We start from the raw sequence: 14,989 nt of genomic DNA, 5'->3' as shown, positions 1-14,989 counted from the left end.
CCAGTAGATCAGGAAAGGAGCGTTATCATTGCTTTATTCGCAATACCGGTGGAATACACCGAATATCGATTTGGAGGCGGCTGCGGGACTCTCGCAGGCGCTTTCCGTTTCACCCCTTGTTGGACGTTTGCTTGTGAGTCGAGGAGTGCACAATGAGAAGGAGGCCGAACGTTTTTTGCATCCTGACCTTAATCAGATGCATGATCCCTATCTGCTCCTCGGCATGAATGAAGCTGTGCCACGTATCAAGCTGGCATTGGAGCGGGAAGAACATATTTTGATCTACGGGGATTATGACGCTGATGGCGTATCCAGCACATCACTCATGATCCATTTGATGCGTCATCTTGGGGCTTCGTACGATATATATATCCCTCATCGCTCGAATGAAGGGTATGGATTGCACAATCATGCGTTGGATTGGGCACATCAACAGGGCGTCTCATTGATAATTACCGTGGACACCGGAATCAGTGCTGTTGAACAGATTGCCTATGCGGCAACGCTGGGCATCGAAGTCATTGTGACAGATCACCATGAGCCGCCTGAAATTTTGCCCGAAGCCTTTACACTTATTAATCCGAAACTTCCAGGCTGTCCGTATCCTTTTAAAGGTTTGGCAGGAGCAGGAGTAGCCTTGAAGCTCGCTCAGGCATTAATCGGGGAAGTGCCCGGTGAATGGATGGAGATTGCCGCCATCGGTACCGTTGCCGATCTGATGCCTTTGGAAGGGGAGAACCGGGTTATCGTCAGTTATGGAATAGAATCGATGCGTGGTTCACGTCTTCCCGGTGTAAGTGCATTGCTGGAAATCAGTGGTGTGGATCAGAGTCAGGTGACTTCAATTAATATTGCCTTTGCCATGGCACCTCGTATTAATGCCAGTGGACGTTTGGATCATGCTGGGAGAGCCGTATCACTTCTCACCACCGAGAATCTGGATGAAGCTCATACGCTTGCGGGCCAGCTTGATCTATTGAATCGGGAACGGCAGCAAGTCGTAGAGGGCATATTACAAGAAGCAACGGCACAGTTGGAACAAAAGATACAGCTTCGTTCAGGATCCGTTCCAGATGTAATCGTATTGGCTGGTGAGGGCTGGAACGTTGGAGTGATTGGTATTGTGGCTTCCAAATTGCTGGAGCGTTATTACCGACCTACACTTATCCTTGGGATCGATCCAGAGAGCGGTGTCTGCAAGGGCTCAGCGCGCTCCATTGAGGGCTTGGATATCTACGAGGCGCTCACAGTCAATAAACACACTATGGACCATTACGGGGGACATCCTGCTGCAGCAGGTATGACCTTGCATCGGGATCAGTTGGAAGAACTTGAGGCTGGTTTGAATAAGTTTGCTGCATCTGTATTGACTGAAGAGGACTTTGTACCTCAACGTCTTGCGGATGATGAATGCAGAATCAGTGATGTTCCACTGAAAGTAATCCAGGAGATCGACAGATTGCAGCCTTTTGGGATGAGTAATCCTTCGCCGCGGTTTGTATTGAGAAGTGTGACTGTGAAGGAAACCAGAACAATGGGACGAGAGAAACGCCATCTGAAACTGGTTCTGGAACAGGATGGTCAGCAACTGGAAACCGTTGCTTTTGGCAAGGGAGCGTTAGCAGAGTTTCTTCTCCCTGGTTCCGTTATTGATGTGATGGGAGAACTGTCCATCAATGAATGGAATGGGATGAGAAAACCTCAACTGATGCTTCAAGACATTCATGTTCCTCAGGTCCAAGTGTTTGATTTGCGCGGTAATGCCGAGCCATTAAATGCGATGAAACATTTCTTGAGCTCACTTGAGGTACATCTGCGATATAAATCTGGTTCTGTTGGTGCTATTGTTCGGAAAGAAACAGACGTTTCCGAGGGAAATTCATTGTATGAACCTTGCCTTTGGGTATATGATAGAAAGGTCGGGTTATTTCCGTGTAATGCTGCTGCACAGCATTATGGACAGGAACAAGTCCGGACGTTATTTGTGTTTGATACGCCGGAAACCCCGGAACAACTTAATGCCATGCTGGCTTTGTTCAGTGGAGCTGAGAATATCATCCTTCTGCACGGATCAGGCAACCGCCGAGATCGCCTTCAGATGCCTTCCAGAGAACTCTTTAAGCGTATTTATATGCAGGTGTTGAAATGGAAAGCTGAACCCGTGGAGGAACAAGAGATTACTCCTGTGCTCAGTCGTCAGTGTGGTTGTTCGCCGCGCATGATTACGATGATGTTGGATGTATTCGAAGAGTTATCCTTCATTACCCGTGATAACGGCAAAATTGCGTTTGTGGATAACCCGCCTAAGCGTGAACTAACCGCTTCACGTCACTATCAGGCGCTCGAAAATATGGCCGAGATAGAACAGGTGATGCTGGATGCAGCCACACCGCAACTGACACAATGGATGATATCCCGGATGAAGGGCGTATCTTAGATGGAAGTTTGTGTATTTATTTTAGGAGGAGATTATTTTGGATTTTAAAGATTATATTCGTGTCATTCCTGACTTTCCACAACCGGGAATCAGCTTTAAGGACATTACAACATTGTTGAAGGATGGAGAAATGTACCGCAATGCGATCAATGAACTGAAAGTGATGGTTTCTGATCTTAAAATTGACGTTATTGCTGGACCTGAAGCACGTGGATTCGTTGTGGGCGCCCCTCTGGCATACGCTCTCGGTGTCGGTTTTGCTCCGATTCGCAAAAGTGGAAAACTGCCTGGAGAGACGATTGAAGTTGGTTATGATCTCGAGTATGGCAAGGATACACTCGCAATGCACACAGATGCGATTGAAAAAGGTCAAAATGTCCTGATCGCAGATGATCTGCTCGCAACGGGTGGAACGATTGCAACTTCCATCAACTTGATTGAACAATTGGGTGGGAAAGTTGTCGGTGCTGCGTTCCTGATCGAGCTGTCTGATCTGAATGGTCGTGCTAAATTGCCAGAGAAAATCGATGTATTCACATTGATGAACTACTAAGTTTAAAATCTCCACTTGGAGTGTTGTGATTAAAACCTGAATTGCTTTTCCCTTTTCCCGGGAAATAATATACAGCATTAATGATTATCAAAAAGCCTGTTCTTCCAACCTAAAGGTTAGGGAGAACAGGCTTTTTGATGTGTATACGATGAAAATTAATCGGGCGTTTTTTCAGTAATAGGCTGTTTTTGCGAATCGTCATTTAACCAACCCAGGACTTCAAACAGTTTGAACAACAAGCTCATCAGGATTCCGACGATGGTTGCCAATGCCATCCCTTTCAGATGAACGCCGTAGAAGGTAACTTCTGTACCACTCAGTCCGATGACCAATACAAGTGTAGTAAGCAGCAGATTGGTCGGTTTGGCAAAATCGACTTTCTGTTCAACCAGAATACGCAGACCGGATGCAGCAATAACTCCGAACAGAAGCAGGGATACCCCACCCATAACAGGCACAGGAATGTTAGCTACAAGCGCAGAGAATGTTCCTGAGAAGGAGAGTACAATTGCAATGACTGCTGCGCCACCAATGACATATGTGGAGTATACGCGAGTCAGTGCCATAACACCGATGTTCTCACCATAGGTTGTATTGGGAGTAGATCCTACAAACCCGGACAAAATGGTGGAGACCCCATTACCAAGTAGGGAACGATGAAGGCCAGGGTCTTTCGAAAGATCTTTACCCACAATGCTGCTCGTTACAAGCAAATGTCCAATATGTTCTACAATAACCACGAGTGCTACAGGTAAAATGGTGAAGACAACAGACCAGTCAAATGTAGGAGTGGTTACGGTTGGCAGTGAGAGAAAATCAGCGTTTCCAATAGCCTGTTTATCAACCAGACCCATAGAATAGCCAAGGATATAACCCACTACAATACCGATTAGAATATGAATGATTTTGGGGAATCCACGGAACGTTACGGCTCCAATGACAGTGATACCGAGTGTGGCCATGGATAAAATAATGGGTTTGGCCTGAGGCACCCAGTTGGGGTTAGCAACAGGATCAGAGTTAATCAATCCTGCCATACCAGCTGCAACAGGTACAAGCTCCAGGCCGATCAGAGCAACGATGGCACCCATAACTGCTGGTGGGAAGACTACGTTAATCCATCCTGTCCCGGCATATTTAATAATTAAAGCCACCAGGCAGAAAACAAGTCCAGTTATAATAAAAGCTCCAAGTGCCATGGAATAACCGTTCTCTGGATGGGTTTTCAATACCGAAGTGACAGGAGCAATAAAGGCAAAACTGGACCCAAGGTATGCGGGGATCTTTCCTTTACACATCAGTATGTACAACAGTGTTCCAATTCCGTTCATCAACAGGATCATACTTGGATCGACACCGAACAGGTTAGGTACAAGCACCGTACTGCCAAACATGGCGAACAAATGCTGAAGGCTAAGCAGTGAACCTGAGCCAAGTGGCATCTTTTGATTAACCTGAATTTCGCGTTGCAATGAATTTCATCTCCTTTTCCGAAACACAAACTTTCAATAGATTACAGAGTTTCTCTTAATTAAGCAATAACATTTTTGACGTAGCAGAGCGATGGAATTTATATTTTCATGAATTTTCCTTCTATTTCAGCAAATAACGGCAATAATACATAAGAAATAAGAAATACATTCAATCCCCTGTGAGTCATAGGGAAATGGGTTAGAAGTAATTCAGATCACGAATATAAAAATTGGATAAGCGCTCTTATTCGTCAGCAGTTGACGGGAAACGGGCGAAGCGTCATAATTATAGGAAATTACTTTTACGGGGAACCTGTGTTGCAGCACTGTCACGGGTTCCATTTGGTATAGAAAGGACACGGAACAGATCAGAATGGGCATAGAGCAATTACTCGAGAAGGCCGGGGCATATATCAAAGAACCCGATCTGGTGCGCATACGAGAAGCTTACGAATTTGCTGATCAGGCCCACCATGGACAGACGCGAAAATCGGGAGAACCGTATATTCTGCATCCGCTTGCGGTTGCCGACATTGTTGTGAACATGCAGATGGACACCATCTCCATAATAGCAGCGCTTCTTCATGATGTAGTAGAGGATACTACGGTCTCACTTGAAGAGATCCGCAATCATTTCGGCAATACGTGTGCCATGCTTGTTGACGGCTTGACGAAGCTGGAACGTATTCAGTTTCGCTCCAAGGAAGAACAGCAGAACGAGAACTACCGCAAAATGTTCATCGCCATGGCGCAGGACATCCGTGTCATCGTGATTAAATTGGCTGACCGTCTGCATAATATGCGGACACTCAAGTTTCAGTCGGAAGAAAGCCAGCGCCGGATCTCATATGAGACGCTGGAAATTTTCTGTCCGATTGCGAACCGTTTGGGTATCTCTGCGATCAAATGGGAAATGGAGGACATCGCCCTCCGTTATTTGAATCCGCAGCAGTACTATCGAATTGCAAACCTGATGCACAAAAAGCGTGCGGAACGTGAGCAATATATTGATACGGTTATGGATGGGATTACGAACAAACTCGATGAGATGGGAATTCAGGCAGACCTTTCGGGCCGCCCGAAACATATCTACAGCGTGTTCAAGAAAATGACCACCAAAAATAAGCAGTTTAACGAAATTTATGATCTGCTTGCCATTCGTATTATTGTGGATAATATCAAGGATTGTTATGCTACCCTGGGAATTATACACACGTTATGGAAACCGATGCCTGGACGCTTTAAAGACTACATTGCGATGCCGAAGGCGAATATGTATCAATCGCTCCATACAACGGTAGTTGGTCCCAATGGCGAACCAACGGAAGTACAGATCCGGACATGGGATATGCACCGGACTGCAGAATTTGGTATTGCTGCCCACTGGGCCTACAAAGAAGGCGCTGCGAACGGAAATCATTTTGAAGATAAGATTACGTTCTTCCGTGAAATTCTTGAACTTCAAAACGAAGCACAGGATGCATCAGAATTCGTAGAGTCACTCAAAATGGATTTCTTCTCTGATCTGGTATTTGTATTTACGCCAAAAGGAGAAGTCATCGAATTGCCAATTGGCTCTGTTCCTTTGGATTTTGCTTATCGAATCCATACGGAGGTTGGTAATCGGACCATTGGTGCCAAAGTAAACGGTCGGATTGTTCCGCTCGATTATCATCTGAAGACAGGTGATATCATCGAAATTTTGACGTCCAAACATTCTTACGGACCGAGCCAGGACTGGTTGAAAATTGCGAAATCTTCTCATGCACGTGCGAAGATCAAGCAATGGTTCAAGAAGGAACGCCGTGAAGAAAACGTTGAAAAAGGTCGAGAGAGCTGTGAGCGTGAACTGAAACGCATGGGGCTTGATCCTTCTGCGTGGATGACGGATGACAAGTTGATGGAAGCTGCCAAAAAATATGCGTTTAACGATATTGATGACATGCTTGCGGCTGTTGGATTCGGTGGGATTACTGCTGCACAGATTGTAACCAAAGCAACTGAAAAACTGCGTAAAGAGCAGGAAGAGTCCAGTTTGCTGGAATTAAATTCCGAGATGCGCGAGCTGAAACCTGCACCTGAGCGGAGAAATCGACCAACCAACGGTATTCGTGTCAAAGGCATCGATAATCTGCTTGTTCGTTTCGCACGATGCTGTAATCCTGTACCTGGGGATGACATTATCGGATATGTTACACGCGGACGCGGCGTTTCCGTTCACCGTAGTGACTGTCCAAATATCCCGACAAGTGCAGACGGAGAAGAAGCAGCACGTGTGATTGAGGTCGAGTGGGAAGAGAATATCGAAGCGAGTTACAGTGTGGATATTGAGATTACAGGTCATGATCGGAATGGCTTGCTCAACGAGGTACTTCAGGCTGTATCCGAAAGTAAAACCAATATATCTGCCGTTACAGGACGGACAGACAAAAATAAATTAGCATTGGTGCACGTCACAATACTGATTCGTAATACGGATCATCTGCAATCCGTTGTAGAACGGATCAAACGGGTGAAAGATGTTTACTCGGTGCATCGGATTATGCAGTAAGGAGCCTGTAAGATGAGGGTGCTTGTACAACGCTGTAAAGAGGCTCAGGTGACCGTGGGAGACGAGCTGACAGGTAAGATCGAATCCGGATTAATGCTGCTCGTAGGCATTACCCATGAGGACACCGAGAAGGATGCCCAGTATCTGGCTGACAAAGTTAGTGGGTTGCGGATATTTGAGGATGATCAGGAGAAGATGAATCTCAGCCTTCTTGATGTAGGCGGTGCTGTATTGTCTGTTTCCCAGTTCACCCTGTACGGAGATTGTCGCAAAGGAAAGCGTCCGAGCTTTGCGGCTGCGGCCCGACCTGAAGCGGCGGAACGGTTATATGGAACGTTTAATCAACTACTACGGGATAAAGGTATTCAGGTTGAAACCGGGCGTTTCGGAGCGATGATGGATGTAACATTTACCAACTGGGGACCCGTGACTTTGATGCTTGAAAGTCCGGTTCGTCAGGAACCACGTGCATAATTTCATTGGGTTCAGGCCATAATAAGGGATAATTCGTTGATGACTATTTCATGATCAAAGGAGTATCCATCCAATTATGCGCCAATCTGCGAAAGAAACACGTACCCGTTCAGAACCTTTGTTACTCCCTGGCAACCTGTATGAATCATTGCACCTTGCCCGTTCGGCTGCTGATTATGTTGCAACGATCTGGGCACTTCAGGATTCGGACAAAGGGAAGCAGAGTCATCTTCCGCGATCTTGAATGTTTACACAGGTATATAAATATCCGATATTTGGATTATCCAGATTCTGAAAAAGTCCTGATTCCTTCCCGAATCAGGACTTTTTTTCGTGAGTAGAACTTTTTAAGTATTTGTTTGACGACTTCGTTACAAAATGAAATTACATCAAATTGTTATAAATTGCTCTGGTGAGGGTAATAACAAAACGAGGCACAACGGAGTGCCAATGTACTGCAAGACCCGATTTTATAAAGAAAGTTCGAACACGGAAAGGAGAACATACGTTATGAGTAAAGTTGCTTTTTTATTGGCGAATGACTTTGAAGATTCGGAGATGCAGGTTCCGTATGACGAAGTAAAAAAAGCTGGACATGAAGTGGAGATTATCGGGTTAAAAGCCGGTGAGACCCTTAAAGGTAAAGGAGGAAAGGCCTCCTACACTACAGATAAGGCAATCGCTGAGGCATCCGCTTCAGATTATGATGCAGTCGTGATTCCAGGTGGATCATCCCCTGAGAATTTGCGAAGTGATGCGCACATCTTGAAGTTTGTCACCGAGATCAACAGTGCGAAGAAACCAATCGCAGCGATCTGCCATGGTCCGCAAATTTTGGCTAGTGCCGGTCTGTTGAAAGGCCGCACCATTACATCCTATCCACCACTTAAGGATGACATGGTAAACGCAGGAGCAGAGTTCAAGGATCATGAGGCGGTTGTGGATGGAAACTATATTACATCCCGTACGCCTGAAGATGAGCCAGCGTTTGTACGTGAACTGCTAAATGTTATATAACTTCAGCTAGTGCAACTGACATATATTGATGTATCTTAACTACGTTACATCGTGGGGCTACGAAACTTCACGTTGCATTTCATTCCGAAAAAGGAGGGTTTGACATGACAAAACATATTCAGGCGTATTTTCGAACCGAAGACGAGGCAGAGGGAGCAAGAACTTCACTTCAGACGTTCCGTACAGAGCATTTGGAAGTAGGTCAACTCGATAGTGCGGTAGGTAGAGACACGCGTGTTATGGTACCACTGGTGCCATATAATACGGCGGGTGGCGTAGGCACTAACGGAGCAATGGGTGTAGGTGCAGCCCCAGGCGTTCCAGCCAGTGAAAATGTGATCCCCGTGGTAGCCAATGTGGATCGTGATGCAGAACGGGATACTCGTGACAGAGTGAATGAGGATGGAGACATGCTGAATGCTGCGGATGTGTCTTCGGCCGATTATGATGATCTGCATTATGTTCTGTCTGCCAAAGTAAGGGATGAGGATTATGACGAGATTGTTCATAAGCTTCGTTCCAACCATGCCTATGTGGAAGAGTTGAACTAACGTGTAGATACTTCTTGGCCCTTGCACTGCTTGACTACAGAGTCGGGTAATGTGCAAGGGTTTTTCAATTATAAATATATTAAAAAACACAATTATAAAGCGCTATCATTTTTGTAATATTACTGTAATATTAGTTACATAAGCCTTTAACATAGTGGGCTTATAATAACACACATGACCCCCTTTTTTTATATATCCTTTGAGCCTGCACACCGTGTGCAGGCTATTTTTTTTGAACTGAGAATGTGTATGTTTTGGGCAGAGCTTACCCCTTTATTCAATTTTTGCTAGAATAGAGAGATGGGTTTATATATTCTACAGCGAATTGTTTTCATAGTTGGGCTACATTGGACGGTAAATCTAGCTCCAGCGATTGGGTTCAGGCGAATCCAATCCTATGACAAAGAGTATGAGGAATTCATCGCCAGAGTGATCCGTCATATTCCAGATGAACATATACTCGCTGAAACGGCCCCGCCTTTTTATATAAGTACGGGGCAGCCGTTTCTGCTTGATCGATGGAATTTGAAAGTTATATAGAATGCCTCGTTTGAGAAATGACACCTACAATGCTAAAGCAACAGAGTTCTCATGCGAATGGCTAGAGACAGATTTAAGGGGGAATTAGTTTTGAGTAAGGTTGGAAGAAATGATTTATGCCCATGCGGTAGTGGGAAAAAATATAAGAAATGTTGTCTGAACAAGGAGTCCTCTGCAGTAGAATCCATACTAGGGATAATATCAACGGAGCAACCGGTTCGGGAAGCCTCCATTCAGCCTGAGAGCAAACTGACCTTGACCAAGCTGAAAAAAATGGTGGCAAGCGATTTGAAATGGGAGCATCCGGCTCACGAACAGCTGGCCCTGCAGACTATTGAGAACATGAGGAAACAATACGAGCCAGAGGTAATTTTGGAAGCTCTGGTGTTATGGAACGGCTACTCCCGTCAGACCCGCCCTACTGTGAAGAAGACAGGCTCGTTCTCTGCTGCAATTGAGTATTTGCTGTCCGAGGAATACGGCTTCAATGTCTCAAAGGCTGAGCTGGCTGATAAATATGAGGTAACGACAGGCACGATCTCCCGGAAGGTTAAGGAGATGAATAGTTACATCGAAGAATACGGCATGGGCGGTGAAACGGATGAGCTATTGATGCTGAACGGCCCAGGCACATCGAAAGACAAAGCACAGGCTCTGCTGGATAAGGCGAGGGAAGCCAGTTCTTCCAAACGGAGAGTACAGCTGGCGGAAACAGCGCTGGAGATGTATCCTGACAGTTCTGATGCGTATCTCATTTTGGCTGAGGAATCGGACAATGAGAATGATGCACGATCTTACCTCAAGGAAGGAATCGCTGCTGGCAAACGTGAACTGGGCGAACTGTTTTTTGAGGAGAACAAAGGGGACTTCTGGGGGCTTCATGAGACTCGTCCCTATATCCGGATATGCAAAAGCTATGCCGAATCCTGCTGGTTTGGCGGAGATACGAAAGAAGCAGCACAGATCCTGGAGCATATGCTAGAGCTTAATACGGAAGATAATACCGGAGCACGTTACCTGCTCGCTGCTGTGTATTTGTACAGCAACCAATTGGATCAGGCAGAGCAATTGCTGGAGGAGTATGGAAAAGGTGACGCTGCAACGGCCTTTGCCTATGACCAGATCATTCTGGAGTATAAGAAAAACGGAATCACCTCCCAGCTTAAAATGCTATACCGTGTGGCCCGAGGTGTGAACAAACATGTGCCTGATTACCTGTTGGGTTTGAAACGGCTGCCGCATAACCTCCCTGACTTTGTCGGAATGGGCGACTCAGACGAAGCGATTGCATATGTCATTATGCATTCCCGTTTATGGGCGAGCGCGCCGGATCTGTTGAAGTGGATGCTGAAACAATAGAGGAATAAGAAGCGAATAGAAGTTGGAATTCATATGATGAATCCAGCTTCTATTCGCCGTTATTTCTGTTGACTCCCATCCCGTGCAGCGTGTGAGCAAATTTTTTAGAGCTATCTTTTTGTGTTAACCCTTGACTTTAGCACTGCGGTTCATTACAATCAGAAAATAATACGTTGACTATAGTCAATACAAGTCGATTTTTGAACTATATTACTGATTTGATGACGGGACCAAGTACTCCGTGCCCACATGACCAGAGAGGAATCCCAAGGCTGTAAGGATTCTCTTGATGAGCGGACGAATGACTTCCCCGAGAACAGACGGCGAACATAACAGAAATGATCTGTTGACTAGTAGCCGGCCTGCGCAGGACGTGCGTTACACGTAGAGCGGAATATCTGCTTGATCAGGGTGCCCTTGGCAATCCTGAATCACCAGAGATCACCTGAACGGCTAAAGTGTCAGGTTTCCGGAATGTGGGTGGTACCACGGGTGAATGTATATTACACAATCTCTCGTCCCTTTGTTTGCTATACATAGCAGACAGGGCGAGGGATTTTTTTGTTATATAAGTTGATTTAAAAGAAATACACGAAAACGGAGAGGGCAGAAAAAACCTGTAAAAGCGAAGCGTTCGCCTTTATCACCGGATTTCCACATTTAAAATGAAAATTAAAAAAATCTGGGGATAACAGCGATTGTAAGGTTGTTCTGCCCGCGCAGTGATCACGTGTAGAATTTTTTAACTTTTAGAGGAAAAAATCAATGCTGGAGGGATCAAGATGGCTTTTCAAAAACCGACTGGAACGCAGGACTTACTGCCTGGAGTTGTCGAGAAATGGCAGTACGTAGAAGAAAAAGCACGAGATCTGTGTCGACGGTTTAATTACCGTGAGATTCGTACACCGATCTTCGAACAGACTTCTTTATTTGTACGCGGTGTAGGAGAGACTACCGATATCGTTGAGAAAGAAATGTATACCTTTGATGACAAAGGCAATCGCAGCATGACTCTTCGTCCAGAGGGAACAGCGGGGGTTGTCCGTGCGTATGTAGAGAATAAAATTTACGGAGAACCGGATGTAAGCAAGCTGTATTATATCGGTCCGATGTTCCGGTACGAGCGTCCGCAGGCAGGCCGTCAGCGTCAGTTTCACCAGTTTGGTGTAGAAGCCATCGGTGCGCTGGACCCGGCGATTGATGCCGAAGTAATTGCACTGGGCTACCAGTTGTGTGTAGAGCTCGGTTTGAAGGATGTCAAAGTGGAGATCAACTCTGTTGGTAACTCGACCAGCCGTGCAGAATATCGTGAGACGTTACTTGGATTCCTTAGACCGATGAAAGACAGCCTGTGCAAGGACTGTCAGTCCCGGATGGAGCGTAATCCGCTACGTGTGCTCGACTGCAAAGTCGATCAGGACAAATTCGTTGGGGCACCGTCCATACTGGATAGCTTGGATGAAGAGTCTTTGAATCACTTTGCCAAGCTGCAGGCATACCTGGATGATTTCGGAGTGGATTATGCTGTGAACAATCGTCTGGTACGGGGCTTGGATTATTACACGCTGACTGCGTTTGAATTAAAAGCCCAAGGTATTGGAGCGATTGATACGGTTGGCGGCGGTGGTCGATACAATGGTCTTGTTGGTGATATCGGCGGACCTGATCAGCCGGGCATCGGCTTCGGTATTGGTCTGGAGCGTATTCAACTGATTCTGGAGCACCAAAATATTGAGGTTACTACGCTGGCTCCACTTGATGTGTACTTTGTTGCTCTGGGAGAGGCTGCTGATCGTGAAGTAAACCGACTGTTGTTCAAACTTCGTCAGTCTGGACTGTCTGGGGAACGTGATTATCTGGGCCGCAAGATGAAAGCACAGATGAAATCAGCTGACCGTTTCAAATCCCGCTATACCGCCATCCTTGGTGATGACGAGCTGGAGCGTGGTGAGATCGCCCTCAAGTCGATGGATACGGGTGAGCAACAAACCGTGAAGCTTGATGATCTGGTAACAGCAATTCGCGAAGGCAAATAAGCACGAATTGTTACATTAAGTCTTAAACATTCAAGTAAAACAATTGATCCGGCAAAATTACTGAGGTTCACCGACGATTCCAATTAACCGGAAGTTGGCGAGCCAGAGGTAACATGCCTTTTCGAATACATGGTCTACACGTAACCGGACTGTTGAAGAGCAGGTACTAACTGCCCATACAGAACGGAAATTCACATAATGAGGAGTTTGGTTATGAAAAGAAGTCATCATTGCGGCGCATTAACACCCGCACACATCGGTGAAACAGTAACATTGAACGGTTGGGTTCAGACCCGTCGTGACTTGGGGGGCGTACTCTTCATCGATCTGCGTGACCGCAGCGGGATTGTACAAGTTGTCTTTAACCCGGCATATTCCGGTGAAGCTCTGCAAATCGCAGATCGCGTACGTAGCGAGTATGTTATCGCTGTAAAAGGTAAAGTTGTTAAACGTGATGCAGAAACAGTTAATAAAAACCTGCCTACTGGCGAAATTGAAGTTCAAATCACTGAAATCGAAGTGCTGAACGCGGCAAAAACACCTCCATTCTTCATTGAAGATGGTGTCGAAGTTGATGAATCCCTTCGTTTGAAATATCGTTACCTGGACCTGCGTCGTCCGGAAATGTTCGAAACACTGAAACTGCGTTCCAAAGCATCCAAAGTGTTCCGTGACTACCTGGATGGAGAAGAGTTCGTTGAAGTGGAAACACCGATCCTGACTAAGAGCTCCCCGGAAGGTGCGCGTGATTATCTCGTACCAAGCCGTGTGCATGAAGGTGAATTCTTCGCCCTGCCGCAATCCCCACAAATTTACAAACAATTGCTGATGGTCGGCGGACTTGAGCGTTATTATCAGATCGCTCGTTGTTTCCGGGATGAGGATCTGCGTGCAGACCGTCAACCAGAATTCACTCAAGTCGACATCGAGACTTCTTTCCTGCAACAGGATGACCTGCTGCCAATGATGGAAGAACTGATGGCCAAATTGCTGCGTGAAACCAAAGGCATTGAGCTGGAACTGCCTTTCCAACGGATTACGTATGCAGATGCAATGGGTAAATACGGTTCAGACAAACCAGATCTGCGCTTTGGTATGGAACTGGTTGAAATGAACGATATCGTAGCAAACAGTGGTGTAAAAGTATTTGCTTCTGTCATCGAAAAAGGTGGAGAAGTGAAAGTGCTGAACGCTAAAGGCTGTGGCACATGGAGTCGTAAAGAGATCGATGATCTTGGACCATTTGCTGCACGTTACGGTGCGAAAGGTCTGGCTTGGATTCAAGTAAAAGACGGCGAGTTCAAAGGGCCAATCGTGAAGTTCTTCACGCCTGAAGAAATCGAAGCTGTCAAAGAACGTACAGGTGCTGAGGATGGCGACTTGTTGCTCTTCTCCGCAGATACGAAAAAAGTGGTTGCTGACGTTCTGGGTGCTTTGCGTCTGAAAATCGGCCGTCAACTTGGATTGATCGATGACAGTAAATTCAAATTTGCTTGGGTTGTGGACTTCCCACTCCTCGGATATGATGAAGATGCAAAACGTTATGTGGCAGAACACCATCCGTTCACACGTCCAAAAGACGAAGATGTACATCTGTTCGATACAGATCCAGGTTCAATCCGTGCTCAAGCCTATGACCTTGTTCTCAATGGTTATGAAGTAGGTGGCGGTTCGATGCGTATCTACAAACGTGATGTTCAGGAGAAAATGTTTGCTGCCCTTGGACTCTCACCAGAAGTAGCGAATGAGAAATTCGGCTATCTGTTGGAAGCATTCGAATATGGAACTCCACCGCATGGTGGTATTGCCTTTGGTCTGGACCGCCTCGTGATGTTGCTGGCGGGCCGCACGAATCTGCGTGAAACGATTGCCTTCCCGAAAACGGCAAGTGCAACGGATCTGCTGATGAATGCACCTTCTGAAGTGGATGACTCGCAATTGGAACAACTTCATATCCGCGTAGCCCGTAAACCGGTAGCGGAAAAGAAATAAAGGAGGC

General features: G+C 46.1%; 11 protein-coding genes. 10 read left to right on the top strand and 1 reads right to left on the bottom strand.

Features of this window, described 5'->3' with window-relative positions:
• Positions 1 to 28: 28 nt before the first annotated feature.
• On the top strand, positions 29 to 2,437 hold the full coding sequence (gene recJ, locus QNO02_RS23630) for a single-stranded-DNA-specific exonuclease RecJ (RefSeq protein ID WP_289390236.1): 2,409 nt from the start codon (positions 29 to 31) through the stop codon (positions 2,435 to 2,437).
• 37 nt (positions 2,438 to 2,474) lie between these two features.
• A complete protein-coding gene (locus QNO02_RS23625) occupies positions 2,475 to 2,990 on the top strand; it encodes an adenine phosphoribosyltransferase (RefSeq protein ID WP_289390235.1) in 516 nt (171 codons plus the stop codon).
• Between the two features lie 155 nt (positions 2,991 to 3,145).
• On the opposite strand, the gene uraA is transcribed toward QNO02_RS23625, so the two are convergent.
• Positions 3,146 to 4,462, bottom strand: a complete 1,317-nt coding sequence (uraA, locus tag QNO02_RS23620) for a uracil permease (protein WP_289390234.1) — start codon at positions 4,460 to 4,462, stop codon at positions 3,146 to 3,148.
• A gap of 373 nt (positions 4,463 to 4,835) precedes the next feature.
• Here uraA and QNO02_RS23615 point away from each other — a divergent pair, with 373 nt between their 5' ends.
• The 8 genes from QNO02_RS23615 to aspS all read left to right on the top strand — a co-directional run bounded on the left by QNO02_RS23615 (position 4,836) and on the right by aspS (position 14,982).
• Positions 4,836 to 7,013: a RelA/SpoT family protein gene (locus tag QNO02_RS23615; RefSeq protein ID WP_091027624.1), complete on the top strand. Its 2,178-nt coding sequence runs from the start codon at positions 4,836 to 4,838 to the stop codon at positions 7,011 to 7,013.
• Between the two features lie 12 nt (positions 7,014 to 7,025).
• Entirely contained in the window at positions 7,026 to 7,487 is a 462-nt protein-coding gene (gene dtd / locus QNO02_RS23610) for a D-aminoacyl-tRNA deacylase (protein WP_289390233.1), read from the top strand.
• Between the two features lie 76 nt (positions 7,488 to 7,563).
• Positions 7,564 to 7,731: a hypothetical protein gene (locus QNO02_RS23605; protein ID WP_165980258.1), complete on the top strand. Its 168-nt coding sequence runs from the start codon at positions 7,564 to 7,566 to the stop codon at positions 7,729 to 7,731.
• Positions 7,732 to 7,997: 266 nt separating this feature from the next.
• On the top strand, positions 7,998 to 8,504 hold the full coding sequence (locus tag QNO02_RS23600; protein ID WP_289390232.1) for a type 1 glutamine amidotransferase domain-containing protein: 507 nt from the start codon (positions 7,998 to 8,000) through the stop codon (positions 8,502 to 8,504).
• A 104-nt stretch (positions 8,505 to 8,608) separates the two neighbouring features.
• On the top strand, positions 8,609 to 9,055 hold the full coding sequence (locus QNO02_RS23595; RefSeq protein ID WP_091027632.1) for a hypothetical protein: 447 nt from the start codon (positions 8,609 to 8,611) through the stop codon (positions 9,053 to 9,055).
• A gap of 630 nt (positions 9,056 to 9,685) precedes the next feature.
• Positions 9,686 to 10,954 carry an SEC-C metal-binding domain-containing protein gene (locus QNO02_RS23590; protein WP_289390231.1) on the top strand — a complete coding sequence of 423 codons (1,269 nt, stop codon included), beginning with the start codon at positions 9,686 to 9,688 and terminating at the stop codon, positions 10,952 to 10,954.
• Between the two features lie 782 nt (positions 10,955 to 11,736).
• Positions 11,737 to 12,990 (top strand): histidine--tRNA ligase, encoded by a 1,254-nt coding sequence (gene hisS / locus QNO02_RS23585; RefSeq protein ID WP_192133253.1) that lies wholly within the window; start codon positions 11,737 to 11,739, stop codon positions 12,988 to 12,990.
• A 213-nt stretch (positions 12,991 to 13,203) separates the two neighbouring features.
• Positions 13,204 to 14,982 carry an aspartate--tRNA ligase gene (aspS, locus tag QNO02_RS23580; protein WP_289390230.1) on the top strand — a complete coding sequence of 593 codons (1,779 nt, stop codon included), beginning with the start codon at positions 13,204 to 13,206 and terminating at the stop codon, positions 14,980 to 14,982.
• The last annotated feature ends 7 nt before the right edge of the window (positions 14,983 to 14,989 follow it).

Origin of the sequence: Paenibacillus sp. PK1-4R, assembly GCF_030369595.1 — a bacterium.
Classification (GTDB): Bacteria; Bacillota; Bacilli; order Paenibacillales; family Paenibacillaceae; genus Paenibacillus.
The sequence above is the reverse complement of the archived record's forward strand: the minus strand, read 5'-3'. Positions and strand labels throughout refer to the sequence as shown.